Genomic DNA, 15,359 nt, shown 5'->3' with positions numbered 1-15,359 from the left:
CTTCCCAAGAAAGGACAGGCGGCCCGAAAGAAAAGGGGCCGCGCGGCAAAGCGGCGGCCCCTTGGAGGGTTGGAGCGGGTTGGAAGCGCCTCAGATCGAGGGCGCGCCCTTCGGCTTTTCCTTGGGCTCGTCCTCGGCGACCAGACCGTCGAACAGCGCGGTGGAAAGATAGCGCTCGGCAAAGGAGGGGATGATCACGACAAGGTTCTTGCCGGCGTTCTCCTCGCGCGCGCCGACCTTAGCCGCCGCCGCCAGCGCCGCGCCCGACGAAATGCCGACCGGCACGCCTTCCAGCCGCGCCACGAGGCGGGTCGTCTCGAAGGCTTCGTCGTTGGAGATGGCGACCACCTCGTCATAGATTTCGCGGTCGAGAATGGCCGGGGCGAAGCCTGCGCCGATGCCCTGGATCTTGTGCGGCCCCGGCGCGCCGCCCGACAGGACGGGCGAATTCTCCGGCTCGACGGCGACGACCTGAAGCCCAGGATTGCGGCTCTTCAAGACCTGCCCGACGCCCGTGATCGTGCCGCCCGTGCCGATGCCGGCGACGAAGAGATCGACCCGGCCGGCCGTATCGTTCCAGATTTCCTCGGCCGTGGTGACGCGGTGGATCTGCGGGTTGGCCGGGTTCTCGAACTGCTGCGGGATCACGGAATTGGGGATTTCGGCCTTCAGCTCCTCGGCCTTGGCAATCGCCCCCTTCATGCCCTTGGCGCCTTCGGTCAGCACGAGTTCGGCCCCCAGGAGACGCAGCATCTTGCGCCGCTCGATCGACATGGTTTCAGGCATGGTCAGGATCAGCTGATAGCCCTTGGCGGCCGCCGCGAAGGCGAGCGCGATGCCCGTATTGCCCGAGGTCGGCTCGATCAGAGTGTTGCGGCCGGGCCGAATCGTGCCCTCGGCCTCCAGCGCCTCCAGCATGGCGACGCCGATGCGGTCCTTCACCGAGGCGATCGGATTGAAGAATTCGAGCTTGGCGAGGATTTTGGCCTTCACACCTTTTTCATGGGCGAACTTGTCGAGCCGCACCAGCGGCGTGTCGCCGATCGTATCGATGATGGAATCGTAGATGCGGCCCCGGCCATGGGTGCGGGCGGTCTGGTTGTTGGCGGGCGTGTCCATGACGGCGTGTCCTTCTGCCTTGGGCTTTATCGGGCCGCGCCTCGCAGGCGCGCTCAGGATCAATCTAGCGCGGAAGAGGGTCGTCTGGCGAACCCTCCCCACCCCGTTCCGGGGGCAGCGCGGCAAATTCATGCGCGGAACCATCAAGTCGTTGGAAATAAATTTCCTCTAGAATGAAAAACGCCGACGCGTAGGCGACATGGCGAAGTGCGCCGCCTTTAAGTCAAAACCTTCGCCCAGCATTCAGAAAGTCCTGCGAAAACAAGGGCACACTGACGGCAACCCACCCTTTCGCCGGATCGCCATGCCCATCCAAACGCTCGAATCGCTCCGGATGCTTTGTCTGGAACTCCTCGGACTGACCCTCACCATGGCCGGGGTCGTCGTGATCGCGACCTACTGGTATTTCGGCAGTTTCGCTCTTCCCGCCGCGCAAGGCGCGCTGGGCTTCACGCTTCTGATGCTGTTCGTCTCGGCGCTGCCGCTGCAACTCTACGCGGCCACCCGCATCGTGGCGCTGCGCCGGCGCAACAAGCAACTGTTCCACATCGCCACGCGCGACGGACTGACCAAGGTTCTGAACCGCGCCGCCTTCCAGAAATCGGTGGAACTGCGCATCGGCCCCGACAGCCGCCGCCGCGCCGAAGACGACGTGCCCCACACGCTGCTCGTTCTGGACGCAGACCATTTCAAGCGCATCAACGACCGGCTGGGCCACGGCACCGGCGACGAGGCGCTGTCGCTGATCGCCGCCACGCTGCGCATGAACGTGCGCAAGGACGATCTCGTCGGCCGGCTGGGCGGCGAGGAATTCGCCGTTCTCCTGCGCAATGCCGGCTACGAGGAAGCGATGATCGTTGCCGAGCGCCTGCGCTCGCGCATCAACATGCTGGAGGTCGGCCCGCGCCACCAGCGAACCCGGCTCTCCGTCTCGCTCGGCGGCATCTCGTTCAAGACCAAGGTCAGCTTCGAGGCGGTGTACAAGATCGCCGACACCAACCTCTACAAAGCCAAAACCTCAGGCCGAAACCGCGTCACCCTCTCCCAGCTCGGCACCCTGCGCAGCGTCGGCGGGACGCATCACCAGATCGAAGCCAAGGCGCGGCGAGCCTGAGACGCCATCCCATCGGGGGAAGGCTGACCGTCGTCGCCTCCCGCATTCTGCCTGCGCTCGGGGGCTGGACAGGACCGGCCCCTTAGCGGGAACGAGCCTTGAGGCTCGCAAGCCTTAAAGCTCGGGACAGGGCGCAAGCGTCAGACCTTGCGCACCAGACTCCAGATCGCCGCGCCGCCGAGAATGAGGGCGGCGCTGCGGTTGAGCCGGGCGAGAATGGCGGGGCGGCGCAGGACATGGCGCGCCTTGGCCGCCAGCGCGGCATAGGGCGTCATGACCAGAAGCAGCACCAGCGTCGTCAGCGCCGCCAGAACGGCATAGTCGCCGACGGACACATGGCTGATATCCACCAGCGTCGGCAGAAGCGCCAGATAGAAGACGATGGTCTTGGGGTTGGCGAGCGTGACCGTGAGCCCGGCGATGAAACTGCCGAGCGGGCGCTCCTTCGCCATGGCCTCGACCTCGGCCGCGTTGCCGGCCGCGCGCCAGAGCTTCCAGGCGAGCCAACCGAGATACAGCGCCGCGACGACGCGCACCACGATGAAGACTTCGCCCAGCGCTTCGGCCACCAGCGCGAGGCCGAAGACGGCGGCGGTCAGAAAGGTGAGATCGCCGAGGATCAGCCCGAGCGTGAAGCCCATGGCCTGCCGGAAGCCCGCGCCGAGCGCGCGGGCGACGAGCGCCACCACGCCGGGGCCGGGAATGGCGGCGGCGAGCGCCAGGGTCAGCGCATAAGCGAGGAAGCCCGCAGTGCTCATGCGCGCCCCGTGGAGCCGAAGCCGCCCGCGCCGCGCGCCGTTTCGCCGACGCTCTCGACCTCCGCAAAGCGCGCCTGGGGCGCGGGCGCGACGACGAGCTGCGCGATGCGCTCGCCGCGTGTCACCGTGAAGGGTTCGGCGCTCAAATTGACGAGGATCGCCATGACCTCGCCGCGATAGTCGCAATCCACCGTGCCGGGGGCGTTCAGCACCGTCACGCCATGGCGCGCGGCGAGCCCCGAGCGCGGGCGAACCTGGATCTCGAAACCTTCGGGAATATCGAATACGAGCCCACTCGGCACCAGCGCCCGGCCGAGCGGTGGGATGGTCAGATCCTCGCTCACGGCGGCGCGAAGATCCGCCCCGGCCGCGCCAGAACTCGCATAGGCGGGAAGCTCCAGCCCCTCGGCATGGGGCAGGCGACGAATGCCGATGGTCGGGCCCTTGGTCACGAGGCGCTCTCCAGTTCCAGGAGCCTTCGTCCTATCTCGGCCGCCAGCCGGTCGGCAACATCCTCCTTGGGCAGATCCGGCCATTCCTCGATCCCGGCGCGGGACACGAGCTTCACGGCGTTGCGCGCGCCGCCCATGACGCCGCCGCCCGACACGTCATTGGCGACGATGAGGTCGGCCCCCTTCGCCTCCAGCTTCCGCGCGGCGTTGGCGAGAAGATCGCTCGTCTCGGCCGCAAAGCCGACCACGAGGCGCGGGCGGCGGGGGCCGGTGCCAAGCGTGCGCAGGATGTCCGGATTTTCCACGAGCGGCAGGGTCGGCGGCCCCTCGCCCGCGCGCTTCTTGATCTTCTCGCCGGCCTCGCTCGCCGCGCGCCAGTCCGCCACGGCCGCGACGAAGACGGCGGCATCCGCCGGCAGCGCGGCGTCCACGGCCGCCAGCATCTCGCGCGCCGTCTCGACATGGATGGTGCGGACGCCCATCGGGTCGGGCAGTGTGACGGGACCGGAGACGAGCGTCACGGTCGCGCCGAGCCGCGCGAGGCTGGCGGCGATCGCGTGCCCCTGCCGGCCGGAGGAGCGGTTGGCGATATAGCGCACGGGGTCGATCGGCTCATGCGTCGGGCCGGAGGTGACGAGGATATGCCGCCCCGCGAGCGGGCGATCTTGGGTTGAGAGAATCCGTTCGGCCGCCGCCACGATCTCCAGCGGCTCGGCCATGCGGCCTTCGCCCGCCTCGCCGCTCTCGGCCATCTCGCCCCGGTTGGGGCCGACTGTCTGGAGCCCATCGCCCCGAAGGATAGCAAGGCTGCGGCACGTGGCCGGATGCGCCCACATGGCCGGATTCATGGCGGGGGCGATGAGCACGGGCGCGTTGGTCGCCAGAAGAATGGCACCGGCCAGATCGTCCCCGATCCCGGCCGCCATCTTGCCCATGCGCGTCGCGCTGGCGGGCGCGAGGATCACGAGATCGGCCGAGCGCGCCAGGCGGATATGGCCGACATCGTGCTCGTCGTCCCGGCTGAAGAGATCGCCATAGACCTTGGTGCCCGCCAGCGCGCCGAGCGACAGGGGCGTGACGAATTCCGCCGCCGCCTTCGTCATGACAGGCGTCACCTTGGCGCCGCGCTCGCGCAGGCGGCGCACGAGGTCGAGGCACTTATAGGCCGCGATGCCCCCGCCGACGATGAGAAGGATGCGCTTGTCGGCGAGGGTCATGGCGGGCTCGAAAGGGCGGAGCGGAGATCGGTGTGGATGAAGTCGTCGCCCTTGAAGAGCAGCGGCGCGTCGAGCGCGCGGGCGAGGGCATAGGAGAAGCAGTCGCCATAGTTCAGTTTGGCGGGATGGCCGGAGCCTCGGCCGAAGCGCCGATGGGCGTCCATGGCGATGTCCATCTGCCTTTGATCGAAGGGATAAAAGGCCACCCGCATCTCGGACAGAAGCCCCTCAACGAGGTGCATTCCCCGTTGGGCCCATTTCGCATGGGCTACTATGGCTAGTTCCAGCCGGGTGCCGGTGGACATGACCAGATCGTCATGGGTTCCGGCCACGCGGGCGAACAAGGGCGCTTCCGGCTCCGCCGCCAGGATCGCCACAACAGCCGACGTATCGACCACGATCACTCCGTACCGTCCGAAAGCGCGTCCGAAAAGGCCTTCAAATCGAAGGACGGCAAAGGGGGCTGCCCGAAGCTGAGGATGCGTGCGATCCGCGCTTCGCGTTCGCCATCGCTTTCCGGCAGGGGCAAAGCCTCCCGCGCCGCCTGCCGCAGGATGTCACGCACTTCGCTTTCCATGGAGACGCCACGTCGGGCCGCGCGCAGTCGCAGCGCGGCCTTCACGTCATCCTCGATATTGCGAACCGTCAAACTGCCCATCGCGACCTCCATCTCGCCCGGACGATAGAACCGGGACGAGATGATAGCAATGCAATCACGCTACCCGAAGGTCAGCTGCCAGGCGATCACCACCAGCGCGATCGCCGAGGCGATCTGCGCGATATGGCTGATGATGAGGCCGGTGCGCGATTCCTTGGCGAGCTCCATCAGGTCGTCGTCGTTGATGTGAATGCCGTTCTCGATGAGATCGGGCATGTTCTTGGCAAAGACCTCCAGGCCCGTCGCGAAGTCCGGCAGGCGCTTGGCGATGCGACCCAGAGCCTCCAGCCCTTCGCGCGCGTCACGCAGCTTCGCCGCAGGGCCGATTTCGGACAGGATATAGTCCGAGACGACGGGCTCGGCCGCTTCCCACATGTTGAAGCGCGGATCGTAGGAGCGCGCGACGCCTTCCACCACGACCATGGTCTTTTGAAGCAGAACCAGCTCGGGCCGCGTGTGCATGTCGAACAGCTCCGTCACCTCGAACAGGAGGGTCAGGAGATGGGCCATGGAGATGGTTTCGGCCGGCTGGCCGTGGATCGGCTCGCCGATGGCGCGCAGCGCCTGTGCGAAGGAAAGGACATCCTGATTGCGCGGCACGTAGCCGGCCTCGAAATGCACCTCGGCCACCCGGCGATAATCGCGCCGGATGAAGCCATAGAGGATTTCGGCGAGGAAGCGGCGCGAGTCGGCCGCCAGCCGGCCGACGATGCCGAGATCGACCGCGACGATGGTGCCATCGGGCGCGACGAAGAGATTGCCCGGATGCATGTCGGCATGGAAGAAGCCGTCGCGCATCGAGTGCCGCAGGAAGGACTGGATGAGGTTGACGCCGAGCTGCGGCAGATCGTGGCCGGCGGCGCGCACGGCCTCGACATTGTTCATCTTGATCCCGTCCACCCATTCCATGGTGAGGACGTCGCGGCCCGTGCGCTCCCAGTCGATGCCCGGCACGCGAAAGCCGGGATCGTCCTTGATGTTGTCCGCCATTTCGGACGAGGCCGCCGCTTCCAGCCGCAGATCCATCTCGATGCGGGTGGACTGGGCGAGCGTCTGCACCACGGCGACGGGCCGCAGGCGGCGCGTCGAGCGCACCACGGTTTCCAGAACCTTGGCGATGAAAGCGAAGGCTTCCAGCTCGCGCAGGAAGCGCTGGCGCACGCCCGGTCGGATGACCTTGACCGCAACGAAACGCTCTTCGCCATCGCGCGTTCGCACCCGCGCCTTGTGGACCTGCGCGATGGAGGCCGCGCCCACGACCTCGCCGAACTCGATGAAGAGATCGTCGATGCGCCGGCCGAGCGTCACCTCGATCGTCTCGATCGCGACCTCACGCGGATAGGGCGGCACCTTATCCTGCAAGTGGCTGAGCTCGACGGCGATCTGCGTGCCCACGATGTCGGGGCGCGTCGCCAGGAACTGGCCGAGCTTCACATAGGAGGGGCCGAGGCGGTTCAGCGCGGCCGACAGGCGGTCCTTACGGGCCGCCTTCTTGGCCGAGCGACGCGCCAACAAACCCGCCGCCTTGTGGGCGAGCGCGGCCATGGGCGGCAGGCCCTCGGCCGGCAGCGCGGAGAAGACGCCCTCTCGGGCCATGATATAGACCGCCCGGACGAGGGCGATCGTGCCGGTGACGGGATTGGCCACGGGCTCTTAAAGCTTCCAGCCGGAATGGATGGCCGCGATGCCGCCCGTCAGATTGCGATAGGTCACGCGGTCGAACCCGGCCTTGCGGATGGCGCTCGCGAAATTCACCTGATTGGGGAAGCGGCGGATGGATTCCACCAGATACTCATAGGAGTCGCGATCCTTGGCGACCGCCTGGCCGATGGCGGGAATGGCCTTGAAGCTCCAGAGATCGTAGATCTTGTCGAGAACCGGAAGCTCGACTTCCGAGAATTCGAGGCACAGGAAGCGTCCGCCCGGCTTCAACACACGGTAGGCTTCCGACAGAGCGAGGTCGATGCGCGGCACGTTGCGGATGCCGAAGGCGATCGTATAGGCGTCGAAGCTTTCCGCCGGCAGCTTCAGGTCTTCGGCATTGCCTTCCACGAAGAGAAGATGCTCGTCGAGCCCCTTCTTGCGGGCGCGCTCGGCGCCCACCGCCAGCATCGAGCCGTTGATGTCGAGCACCGTGCCTTCGGCCTGCCGGTTGGAGGCTTCCACGATGCGCATGGCGACGTCGCCCGTGCCGCCCGCCACATCCAGAAAGCGCCAGCCCGGCCGCTTGGACGGGGCCACCATATTGACCAGCGCGTCCTTCCAGAGCCGGTGCATGCCGCCCGACATGAGGTCGTTCATGATGTCGTAGCGCTCGGCCACGCGGTGGAACACCTCGTTGACACGCGCCTGCTTCTCGTCCCGGCCGGAAACGGTCTCGAATCCGTAGGAGGTTTCCATGCTTTCCGCGGAACCGACTCGGGATTCAGACATCGTTCACCTCGTGCGTTGGACCTGGGCCGCAGCCGGCCTATAGGTGTGAGCGGCCAGCAGGCCGTCCAGTGTGTGCCGGTCTTAAACCAAGCGAACCGATAGCGCCATCGGCGCGGCGGCGGCCTGGAGGCTGTTCCTCGCTGACCCGACACAGGACTTGGCCAAGGTCCATAACAGCCTCCAGGAGACAACAGGTAGGTGCCATGCCCGAATTGCCAGAGGTGGAGACGGTTCGCCGAGGACTTCAGCCCGTGATGGAGGGCGCGCGGGTTGAGCGCGTGGAACTGCGCCGGCCGGACCTGCGCTTTCCGCTCCCTGAGCGCTTCGCCGAGCGCGTGGGCGGGCGGCGGGTCGAGGCCCTGTCGCGCCGGGCGAAATATCTCCTGGCCGATCTCGAAGGCGATCTCGTGCTCGCCATGCATCTCGGCATGTCCGGCTCCTTCCGCATCGAGACGGCGGGCGGCGCGCCGGCCGAGCCGGTGGCGGGTGCGGCCTTTCACCTCGCCCGCTCGGAAGACAAGCTGCACGATCACGTGCTCTTCCATATCCAGCGACCGGACGGCACGCCCGCGCGCATCGTCTTCAACGATCCCAGACGCTTCGGTTACATGACGCTGTTCCCGCGCGCCGAGATGGCCGACCACCCGCATTTTCGCGCGCTCGGTCTGGAGCCGACCGGCAACACGCTGTCGGGCGACGATCTCGCGCCGCGCTTTCGCGGCAAGGCCGCGCCGCTGAAGGCCGCGCTTCTCGACCAGACCATCATCGCCGGACTCGGCAATATCTATGTCTGCGAGGCGCTCTGGCGCGCGCGCCTGTCGCCCCGGCGCGAAGCGGGGACGCTGGTGAAGAAGGACGGGCGGCCGACGCAGCGCCTCGACACGCTCGCCCTTCACATTCGCGAGACCATCGCGGATGCGATCGAGGCCGGCGGCTCGACCTTGCGCGACTATCGCCAAGCCGATGGAAGCCTCGGCTATTTCCAGCACCGCTTCAATGTCTACGACCGCGAGGGCGAGCCCTGCCGGCACGAGAGCTGCCGGGGCGTGGTGCAACGGATCGTCCAGTCCGGCCGTTCGACCTTTTTCTGTCCGGTCTGCCAGCGGTAAGCGGGCATGTGGCCATCTCGAAACCGCCCACCGAGTCGCCCTGTCGCGCCCCCCTGTGCGATCCCGGGCGGCGGCCTACGATCCACAGTAAACAGATGCGAGGCGAGAGATTGGACGAGACCCGAACGCGCGCCCCGGAGGCACAGACGTCAAGCGGCAGCGAGGCGGCCCTTTCGGTGAGCAGCCTGTCGAAATCTGTGGGCGCGGATCGTCAACTCTTTTCAGGGCTGGACCTCGATGTGAAGGCCGGCGAACTCGTTGCGATCGTCGGAGAATCCGGCGTCGGCAAATCGACCCTGCTCAACATCCTGGCCGGGCTGGACGAGCCGGATGCCGGCGAGGTGCGGATCGAGACCATCGCGCTCGGCGCGCTGGACGAGACGGCGCGCACCAAGCTGCGGCGCGAGCGCATCGGCTTCGTGTTCCAGGCCTTTCACATCCTGCCCTATCTGACGCTGCGCCAGAACGTCGCCCTGCCGCTGGCGCTCGTCTCGAATGAGCGCGCCACGCTTTCGAACCGGGCCGACGCCATGCTGGAGGCGGTCGGGCTGGACTCGCGCGGCGGCGATTATGCACGCGACCTGTCGGGCGGCGAGATGCAGCGCGTCGCCATCGCCCGCGCTCTGATCCACCGGCCCGCCCTGATCCTCGCCGACGAGCCGACCGGCAATCTCGACCCCGAAACGGCCGGGCGGATTCTCGCGCTCTTTGCCGAGCGCGTGCGCTCCGAACAGGGCGGCGAGCGGCGCTCGGCCGCCGTGATCGTCACCCATAGTCGCGCGACGGCCGAAATCGCGGACCGCGTTCTGGTGCTGACGCGCACCGGCCTGAGGCCATCGGCATGAGCGGCGCGCGCTCCGATCTCATCGAGGCCCGGCTGGCGCTCGGCTGGCTCATCGGGGGCGAATGGCGCGCGCATCCCGCGCGCTTTCTGGCGACCGCCCTGGCCATCGCAGTCGGCGTCGCCTTGGGTTTCGCGGTCCATCTCGTCAACGGTTCGGCGCTCAGCGCCTTTGGCGGCGCGGTGCGGGCCGTGGGCGGGGCGGCCGATCTCTCCATCCGCGCCTCGGCCCCGCTCGGCTTCGACGAGGCGCTCTATGGCGCGGCGGCGCGAGCGGAGGGCGTGCGGGACGCCAGCCCCGTCGTCAGCCTCGACGCGCGCGGCGAGCGCGGGCGCATCACGCTTCTCGGCCTCGATGTGATCCGCGCGGCGCGCGTGACGCCCAGCCTGATCGGCCTCGCCCCGCGTGGGCCCGACACGACCAATAACGACGGGTTCGACCCCGACGCTCTTTTTCTCTCCCGCGCCGCGCAAGCCGCGCTGAATGTTCAACCGGGCGAGACGCTTCAGCTCACCGCCAACGGTCGGAGCGCGCGCTTTCGCGTGGCGGGCTCCCTGCCCGGGGTGCCGGAAGGGCAGGCGATCGGCGTCATCGACATCGCGAGCGCGCAATGGCGCTTCGACCGGCTGGGCCGGCTCGACCGGATCGACCTGTCGCTGGTCGACCGCGCAGCGGCGGAAAGCGCGCTGCGCCCTCTCCTGCCGGCCGGCACCACGCTCGTCAGCACCGAAACCGAGGAGGCGCAGGGCAGCGCCCTGTCGCGGGCCTACCGCGTCAATCTCGACATGCTGGCGCTGGTGGCATTGCTGACGGGCGGCTTTCTCGTGTTTTCCGCCCAATCGCTCTCCGTCGCGCGCCGGCTGCGCGCCTTCGCGCTGGTGCGAACGCTCGGCCTGCCCCGGCGCGGCGTCGTGGCGGCCGTGGCGCTGGAAGGGTTGCTGATCGGGCTGATCGGCGCTTCCGCCGGGCTTCTCGCCGGCTACGGGCTGGCTAGCCTCGCGCTTCGCTGGTTCGGCGGCGATCTGGGCGCGGGCTATTTTCGCGGTGCGGCCGCGGGCATCGTGTTCCAGCCGCTGGCCGCGCTCGCCTTCTTCGCGCTCGGCCTCGTGGCGGCGCTGGCCGGCAGCATCCTGCCGGCGCGCGCGGCCTCGCGCGCCGCGCCCGCCGCCGCGCTCAAGAACAGCGGCGATCTGCTCGACCCGCGCAAGCCTGTGCCTTGGAAGCCGGCGCTGGTCCTGCTTCTGGCCGGCGCGGGCGCGGCGCTGCTGCCGGCCGTCGCCAACCTGCCCGTCTTCGGCTTTGTCGGCATGGCCCTGATGCTGGCGGGTGGGGTTGCCGGCGTGCCCTTCCTGTCGCGCCAGCTTCTTCTGCCGCTTGTCCGGCGCGACGGCGGCTCCGTGCCCGGCCAGCTCGCCACGCGCCATCTCCACGGCGCCCCCGGTCAGGCGGCCACCGCCCTGTGCGGCATCGTCGCCTCAACGGCGCTGATGATCGCCATGGCGACCATGGTGACGAGCTTTCGCGGCGCGGTGGACGAATGGCTGGGGCAGGTTCTCTCAGCCGATCTTTACCTGCGCGCGCAGGCAAGCGCGGGCTTCGATCCGCCGACACGGGACGCGCTTCTCGCCGTTCCCGGCGTCGGTACCATCGCCTTCAGCCGGCAGTTCCCCCTCGTGATCGAGCCCGACCGACCGACCGTCACGCTGATCGCCCGGCCGGTGAACCCGGCGCGGCCGGACGGACTGTTGACGCTTCTCGGCGAGCCAGTCCAGCCGAAGCCAGGCACGATCGCCGCCTATGTCTCGGAGCCGGCGTCGCGTCTCTATGGCTGGAAGCCGGGCGACACGATTTCGCTGCCGATCGGCCAGGGCACGGAGCGCTTCACCGTCGCCGGCATCTGGCGCGACTATGCCAGGCAGGCAGGCGCCGTGATCCTGCCCGAAGCGGACTATGAGGCGCTGACGGGCGACCGGGGCCGCGACGAGGCCATGGTGACGCTCGCTCCCGGCGCGGACGAGCGCGCCGTGCAGGCCACGCTGATCGCCGCCCTGCCGGAAGGCACGCGCGGCGCGGTGGACGTCTCGCGCCCGGCCGAGCTTCGCCGCTTCGCGCTGGATCTCTTCGACCGCTCATTCGCCGTCACCTATGTTCTGGAAGGCGTCGCCATCCTCGTCGGGTTGGCAGGCGTTGCCGCCACCGTTTCGGCGCAGACGCTGGCGCGCTCGCGCGAGTTCGGCATGTTGCGCCATCTCGGCCTGACCAAGGGCCAGATCCTCTCCATGCTGGCGCGCGAGGGCGCGCTGCTCGGGCTTGTCGGCGGCATTGCCGGCGTGCTGCTCGGCCTCGCGCTGGCGCAGGTTCTGATCCATGTCATCAACCCGCAATCCTTCAACTGGACCATGACGACACGTCTGCCCATAGGCACGATCCCGGCCGTGGTGGCCGCCCTGGTGCTGGCCGCGGCGGGCACGGCGCTTCTCGCTGGGCGGCGGGCGACGCATCGAAGCGCGGTTCTGGCCGTGCGGGAGGATTGGTGATGCGGCGGTTTCTGGCCTGTTTCCTCGCGCTTGCGATCCTCACGGCCCCGCTCCGCGCAGCCGAAATCACCTATCCGCCCGTCGTGCCCGGCGCGGCGCTTGCCTTCCCGCGCGACCATGGCGCCCATCCCGATTTCCGCACGGAATGGTGGTATGTGACCGGCTGGCTGAAGACGAAGGAGGGCCGCGACCTCGGCTTTCAGGTGACCTTCTTCCGCACGCGGCCAGAGGTGGACCCGGCTAATCCCAGCCGATTTTCGCCCGCGCAGGTGCTCTTCGCCCATGCCGGCCTGTCCGACCCCGCGCTCGGCCACCTTCTCCACGGCGAACGCGCCGCGCGCGCCGGCTTCGGACTTGCGGAGGCGGCGGAAGCGGATGCCGACGTGACGCTTCAGGACTGGCGCTTCCAGCGCGAGGCGGACGGGCGCTTCACTACGGAAGTCTCGACCGGTGAGTTCGCCCTCGACCTCGCCTTCCGGCCGACGCAGCCGATCCTGCTTCAGGGCGAGGAAGGCTACAGCCAGAAGGGGCCGAACCCGGCTGAGGCCAGCTACTATTACTCCATGCCGCATCTCGCCGTTTCCGGCACGGTCACGCGCGAGGGCAAGAGCGAGGCGGTGACGGGGGAGGCCTGGCTCGACCGCGAATGGTCGTCCACGCTTCTATCAGTCGAGGCGTCCGGCTGGGATTGGACGGGGCTCAATCTCGACGATGGCGGCGCGCTGGTCGCCTTCCGCATTCGCGGGCGCGACGGCGGCACGATCTATGCCGGCGGTTCCTATCGCCGCGCGGACGGCTCGATCACGCGGCTCCGGCCGGAAGACGTGAGCCTGGAGCCGCTCCAGACCTGGCGCTCGCCGCGCACGGACGCGGTCTACCCCGTGGAGCAGCGCCTGACGCTGCGCCTGCCCGAGGGCGAACGGAGCTTCCACCTGAAGCCGCTCTTTCCCGATCAGGAACTCGACGGGCGCTCGGGTGGATTGCCGGTCTACTGGGAAGGCGCGGTCTCGGCCCCCGGCGCGCGCGGCTATCTCGAACTCACCGGCTACGCCTCGCCGCTGCGCCTATAGGCGGCCTCAAACTCGGCGGTCAGTTCCTCCTCCCGCGTCTCGTAGCGGGGCGAGAAATGATGCGGCACGGCGCGCCGCGCGCCGGCCTCGCGCGCGAGGCTGCCGGCCTGCGCGGCGGTCAGATGCTGCCGGCCGTTGGCGATTTCGCGATCGGCGTCGAGAAAGCCGGCCTCGATGAAGAGCGTGTCGGCGTCCTGGGCAATAGTGCGGATGCGCCGGCGGTTGGCCTCGATCCATCCGGCATCGGTGACATAGGCGATGCGCTGGCCATCGGCCGTCTGCAGCGCGCCGGCCTGAACGAGGGTCTCCAGCGACAGCGTTTGCCCGTCCGGCCCCTCCACCGCCCCGCTCTCGCCGGCCCGCAACCTCTCCTTGGCGCGGGAAAGCCAGGGGCCAACGGCCAGCCCCATCTCGTCCAGCCTCGCCTTATGGACATTGACCCGCAGGCGCTCCTGCAGGGCGAAGGCGAGCGAGGGAATGCCGTGGTCGAGTTCCACGGCTTCGACCACCAGCCCCGCCTCCTGCCAGACGAGGCCGGGTGGCAGATCGGGCAGCGTGGACGGACATCCCGCAAAACCATCCCGCGCCCGAAACAAGGCGGCTGCGGCAAAGCCGCCCTCGCGCCAATCCAGCGCCTCCAACGCGAAATCCGGCGAGGTCTCGCCAAGGAGGTTCCAGCGATAGGCTGCGAGCTTGTGCGCAACCCCCTCGCTCAGCCCCGGTGGCCCGACGAGACGGATGAGGCCGGGCGTGTTGAGCCGCAGGCGCAAGAGGCGGTCGAAGCCGGCAAAGTGATCCATGTGGAGATGCGATAGGAAGACATGCGTGATCCGGCCAACCTCGCGCGGCGACAGCACATGAATGTCTCCGAGGTCGAAGAGCATGGCGCGCCGCCCGAAGGCGAAGTCGAGATAGAGCGTGGAGTCGCCCGAAGGCCCGTTCACAAGACGGGGCTGAACCAAAGCGACCATGGAGCCTTTTCCTTCTCGACCCCGGCGGCGCCCGCCGCCCGAAGCCTTACGAACCAATGGAGTTCATCATGGCTGAACGCCGAATCCTCGCCGGATTTGCCAGCGAAAGCGACGATGGCAGCTTCGTGATCCATATCGTGGATGACCGGGACGAAGTGTTCGAAATCCGCGCCAGCCGCGAGAATGTGGAACTCATGGTCGCCAATCTCCAGGCGGTTCTCGGCGGCGGTTCGGGCGAAGCGAACCACGCCAAGGGCTGATATTCGACCAAGCGAACCTTTCGCGCGCGATGGAACTCTTTTGTCGATGGCTTGGTTAGCCGCCCATGTTCCAGACTCTCGGAAGGGCCTCGCCATGACCAACGCCCCCATTCGCTATTCGCCCGATGTGGAAGACATTCAGCCGGACGAGGCGGAGACCGCTCAGGGTCTGAACGAGACCTTCGACACGATCCTCGAAACCACGGCGCATGATTATGGCCACGCCGTACGCTCGGTCCATGCCAAGGCGCATGGCATTCTGGAAGCGACACTGCGCGTCCATGACGATCTACCGCCGGAACTCACGCAAGGGCTCTTCGCCACACCAGCCACGCACAAGGCCTATCTTCGGCTGTCCACCAATGCCGGCGACATCCTGCCCGACGCCATCTCCCTGCCGCGCGGTCTGGCCCTGAAAATTCTCGACGTCGAAGGCGAGCGCCTGCCGGGAGCCGAAGGCAAGACGCAGGATTTCATCATGGTCAACGGCCCGGTCTTTCAGGCCAAGACGGCCGACCAGTTTCTCGGCAATCTCAAGCTTCTCGCCAAGACGACCGACAAGCTGGAGGGCACCAAGACCGTGATGTCGTCGGTCCTGCGCGGCGTCAACAAGGCCTTGGAAGCGGTCGGAGTCGAAAGCCCGGCGATCCAGTCGCTCGGCGGCGCGCCCAATGTCGATCCGCTGGGGCAGACCTACTACAGCGTCACGCCGTTTCTCTATGGCGATTATATCGCCAAGTTCAGCCTCGTGCCGGTCGCGCCCGACCTGACCGAGCTGGAGACCCGCGAGATCGACGCCTCCGGCCGGCCGGACGCCAT

Annotated in this window: 16 protein-coding genes; 7 read left to right on the top strand and 9 right to left on the bottom strand. The window is 68.0% G+C overall.

Features of this window, described 5'->3' with window-relative positions:
* Positions 1-90 precede the first annotated feature (90 nt).
* On the bottom strand, positions 91-1,119 hold the full coding sequence (gene cysK / locus NS365_RS04840; RefSeq protein WP_058599157.1) for a cysteine synthase A: 1,029 nt from the start codon (positions 1,117-1,119) through the stop codon (positions 91-93).
* Positions 1,120-1,423: 304 nt separating this feature from the next.
* Between cysK and NS365_RS04835 the strand changes: the two genes are divergently transcribed.
* Positions 1,424-2,233 (top strand): GGDEF domain-containing protein, encoded by an 810-nt coding sequence (locus tag NS365_RS04835; RefSeq protein WP_058599156.1) that lies wholly within the window; start codon positions 1,424-1,426, stop codon positions 2,231-2,233.
* Positions 2,234-2,373: 140 nt separating this feature from the next.
* Here NS365_RS04835 and NS365_RS04830 read toward each other — a convergent pair whose 3' ends face one another.
* Genes NS365_RS04830 through ubiE form a run of 7 tightly spaced genes read right to left on the bottom strand, consistent with a single transcriptional unit; the run spans position 2,374 to position 7,751 of the window.
* Positions 2,374-2,991, bottom strand: a complete 618-nt coding sequence (locus tag NS365_RS04830) for a LysE family translocator (protein ID WP_058599155.1) — start codon at positions 2,989-2,991, stop codon at positions 2,374-2,376.
* Complete coding sequence (gene dut, locus NS365_RS04825; protein ID WP_058599154.1) at positions 2,988-3,443, bottom strand: dUTP diphosphatase; 456 nt, start codon at positions 3,441-3,443, stop codon at positions 2,988-2,990. Before dut ends, NS365_RS04830 begins: the two co-directional genes overlap by 4 nt.
* The gene (gene coaBC / locus NS365_RS04820) at positions 3,440-4,660 is read right to left on the bottom strand and encodes a bifunctional phosphopantothenoylcysteine decarboxylase/phosphopantothenate--cysteine ligase CoaBC (protein WP_058599153.1); all 1,221 of its coding nucleotides are present in this window, start codon (positions 4,658-4,660) and stop codon (positions 3,440-3,442) included. Before coaBC ends, dut begins: the two co-directional genes overlap by 4 nt.
* Positions 4,657-5,058, bottom strand: coding sequence for a type II toxin-antitoxin system VapC family toxin (locus NS365_RS04815; RefSeq protein ID WP_244497130.1), 402 nt, complete (start codon positions 5,056-5,058; stop codon positions 4,657-4,659). The genes coaBC and NS365_RS04815 overlap by 4 nt, the downstream gene beginning before the upstream one ends.
* A 2-nt stretch (positions 5,059-5,060) precedes the next feature.
* The gene (locus NS365_RS04810; RefSeq protein ID WP_058599151.1) at positions 5,061-5,318 is read right to left on the bottom strand and encodes a FitA-like ribbon-helix-helix domain-containing protein; all 258 of its coding nucleotides are present in this window, start codon (positions 5,316-5,318) and stop codon (positions 5,061-5,063) included.
* Between the two features lie 60 nt (positions 5,319-5,378).
* The gene (ubiB, locus tag NS365_RS04805; RefSeq protein WP_082684425.1) at positions 5,379-6,965 is read right to left on the bottom strand and encodes a 2-polyprenylphenol 6-hydroxylase; all 1,587 of its coding nucleotides are present in this window, start codon (positions 6,963-6,965) and stop codon (positions 5,379-5,381) included.
* Positions 6,966-6,971: 6 nt separating this feature from the next.
* Entirely contained in the window at positions 6,972-7,751 is a 780-nt protein-coding gene (gene ubiE / locus NS365_RS04800) for a bifunctional demethylmenaquinone methyltransferase/2-methoxy-6-polyprenyl-1,4-benzoquinol methylase UbiE (protein ID WP_058599150.1), read from the bottom strand.
* Positions 7,752-7,954: 203 nt separating this feature from the next.
* Here ubiE and mutM point away from each other — a divergent pair, with 203 nt between their 5' ends.
* The 4 genes from mutM (at position 7,955) to NS365_RS04780 (ending at position 13,309) form a co-directional block, all read left to right on the top strand.
* Positions 7,955-8,860: a bifunctional DNA-formamidopyrimidine glycosylase/DNA-(apurinic or apyrimidinic site) lyase gene (gene mutM, locus NS365_RS04795; RefSeq protein ID WP_058599149.1), complete on the top strand. Its 906-nt coding sequence runs from the start codon at positions 7,955-7,957 to the stop codon at positions 8,858-8,860.
* A gap of 110 nt (positions 8,861-8,970) precedes the next feature.
* Positions 8,971-9,705, top strand: a complete 735-nt coding sequence (locus NS365_RS04790; protein WP_058599148.1) for an ABC transporter ATP-binding protein — start codon at positions 8,971-8,973, stop codon at positions 9,703-9,705.
* On the top strand, positions 9,702-12,239 hold the full coding sequence (locus NS365_RS04785) for an FtsX-like permease family protein (protein ID WP_058599147.1): 2,538 nt from the start codon (positions 9,702-9,704) through the stop codon (positions 12,237-12,239). Before NS365_RS04790 ends, NS365_RS04785 begins: the two co-directional genes overlap by 4 nt.
* Positions 12,239-13,309: a lipocalin-like domain-containing protein gene (locus NS365_RS04780; protein WP_058599146.1), complete on the top strand. Its 1,071-nt coding sequence runs from the start codon at positions 12,239-12,241 to the stop codon at positions 13,307-13,309. The genes NS365_RS04785 and NS365_RS04780 overlap by 1 nt, the downstream gene beginning before the upstream one ends.
* Here NS365_RS04780 and NS365_RS04775 read toward each other — a convergent pair.
* The gene (locus tag NS365_RS04775) at positions 13,285-14,280 is read right to left on the bottom strand and encodes an MBL fold metallo-hydrolase (protein WP_058599145.1); all 996 of its coding nucleotides are present in this window, start codon (positions 14,278-14,280) and stop codon (positions 13,285-13,287) included. The genes NS365_RS04780 and NS365_RS04775 overlap by 25 nt on opposite strands.
* Positions 14,281-14,348: 68 nt before the next feature.
* On the opposite strand from NS365_RS04775, the gene NS365_RS04770 reads away from it, so the two are divergent.
* Both NS365_RS04770 and NS365_RS04765 read left to right on the top strand, forming a co-directional pair.
* Complete coding sequence (locus NS365_RS04770) at positions 14,349-14,540, top strand: hypothetical protein (RefSeq protein ID WP_153003656.1); 192 nt, start codon at positions 14,349-14,351, stop codon at positions 14,538-14,540.
* Between the two features lie 94 nt (positions 14,541-14,634).
* Positions 14,635-15,359 (top strand): catalase (locus NS365_RS04765; protein ID WP_058599143.1); only part of this gene is annotated, 725 nt, incomplete at its 3' end.

Origin of the sequence: Aureimonas ureilytica (assembly GCF_001475935.1) — a bacterium.
In the GTDB taxonomy this organism is placed as follows: Bacteria; Pseudomonadota; Alphaproteobacteria; order Rhizobiales; family Rhizobiaceae; genus Aureimonas; species Aureimonas ureilytica_A.
The sequence above is the reverse complement of the archived record's forward strand: the minus strand, read 5'-3'. Positions and strand labels throughout refer to the sequence as shown.

Bases quoted from the DNA above. Each gene is read 5' to 3' on its own strand.
- cysK (WP_058599157.1), bottom strand. From the start codon at position 1,119: ATGGACACGCCCGCCAACAACCAGACCGCCCGCACCCATGGCCGGGGC.
- NS365_RS04835 (WP_058599156.1), top strand. From the start codon at position 1,424: ATGCCCATCCAAACGCTCGAATCGCTCCGGATGCTTTGTCTGGAACTC.
- NS365_RS04830 (WP_058599155.1), bottom strand. From the start codon at position 2,991: ATGAGCACTGCGGGCTTCCTCGCTTATGCGCTGACCCTGGCGCTCGCC.
- coaBC (WP_058599153.1), bottom strand. From the start codon at position 4,660: ATGACCCTCGCCGACAAGCGCATCCTTCTCATCGTCGGCGGGGGCATC.
- NS365_RS04810 (WP_058599151.1), bottom strand. From the start codon at position 5,318: ATGGGCAGTTTGACGGTTCGCAATATCGAGGATGACGTGAAGGCCGCG.
- ubiE (WP_058599150.1), bottom strand. From the start codon at position 7,751: ATGTCTGAATCCCGAGTCGGTTCCGCGGAAAGCATGGAAACCTCCTAC.
- mutM (WP_058599149.1), top strand. From the start codon at position 7,955: ATGCCCGAATTGCCAGAGGTGGAGACGGTTCGCCGAGGACTTCAGCCC.
- NS365_RS04785 (WP_058599147.1), top strand. From the start codon at position 9,702: ATGAGCGGCGCGCGCTCCGATCTCATCGAGGCCCGGCTGGCGCTCGGC.
- NS365_RS04780 (WP_058599146.1), top strand. From the start codon at position 12,239: ATGCGGCGGTTTCTGGCCTGTTTCCTCGCGCTTGCGATCCTCACGGCC.
- NS365_RS04775 (WP_058599145.1), bottom strand. From the start codon at position 14,280: ATGGTCGCTTTGGTTCAGCCCCGTCTTGTGAACGGGCCTTCGGGCGAC.
- NS365_RS04770 (WP_153003656.1), top strand. From the start codon at position 14,349: ATGGCTGAACGCCGAATCCTCGCCGGATTTGCCAGCGAAAGCGACGAT.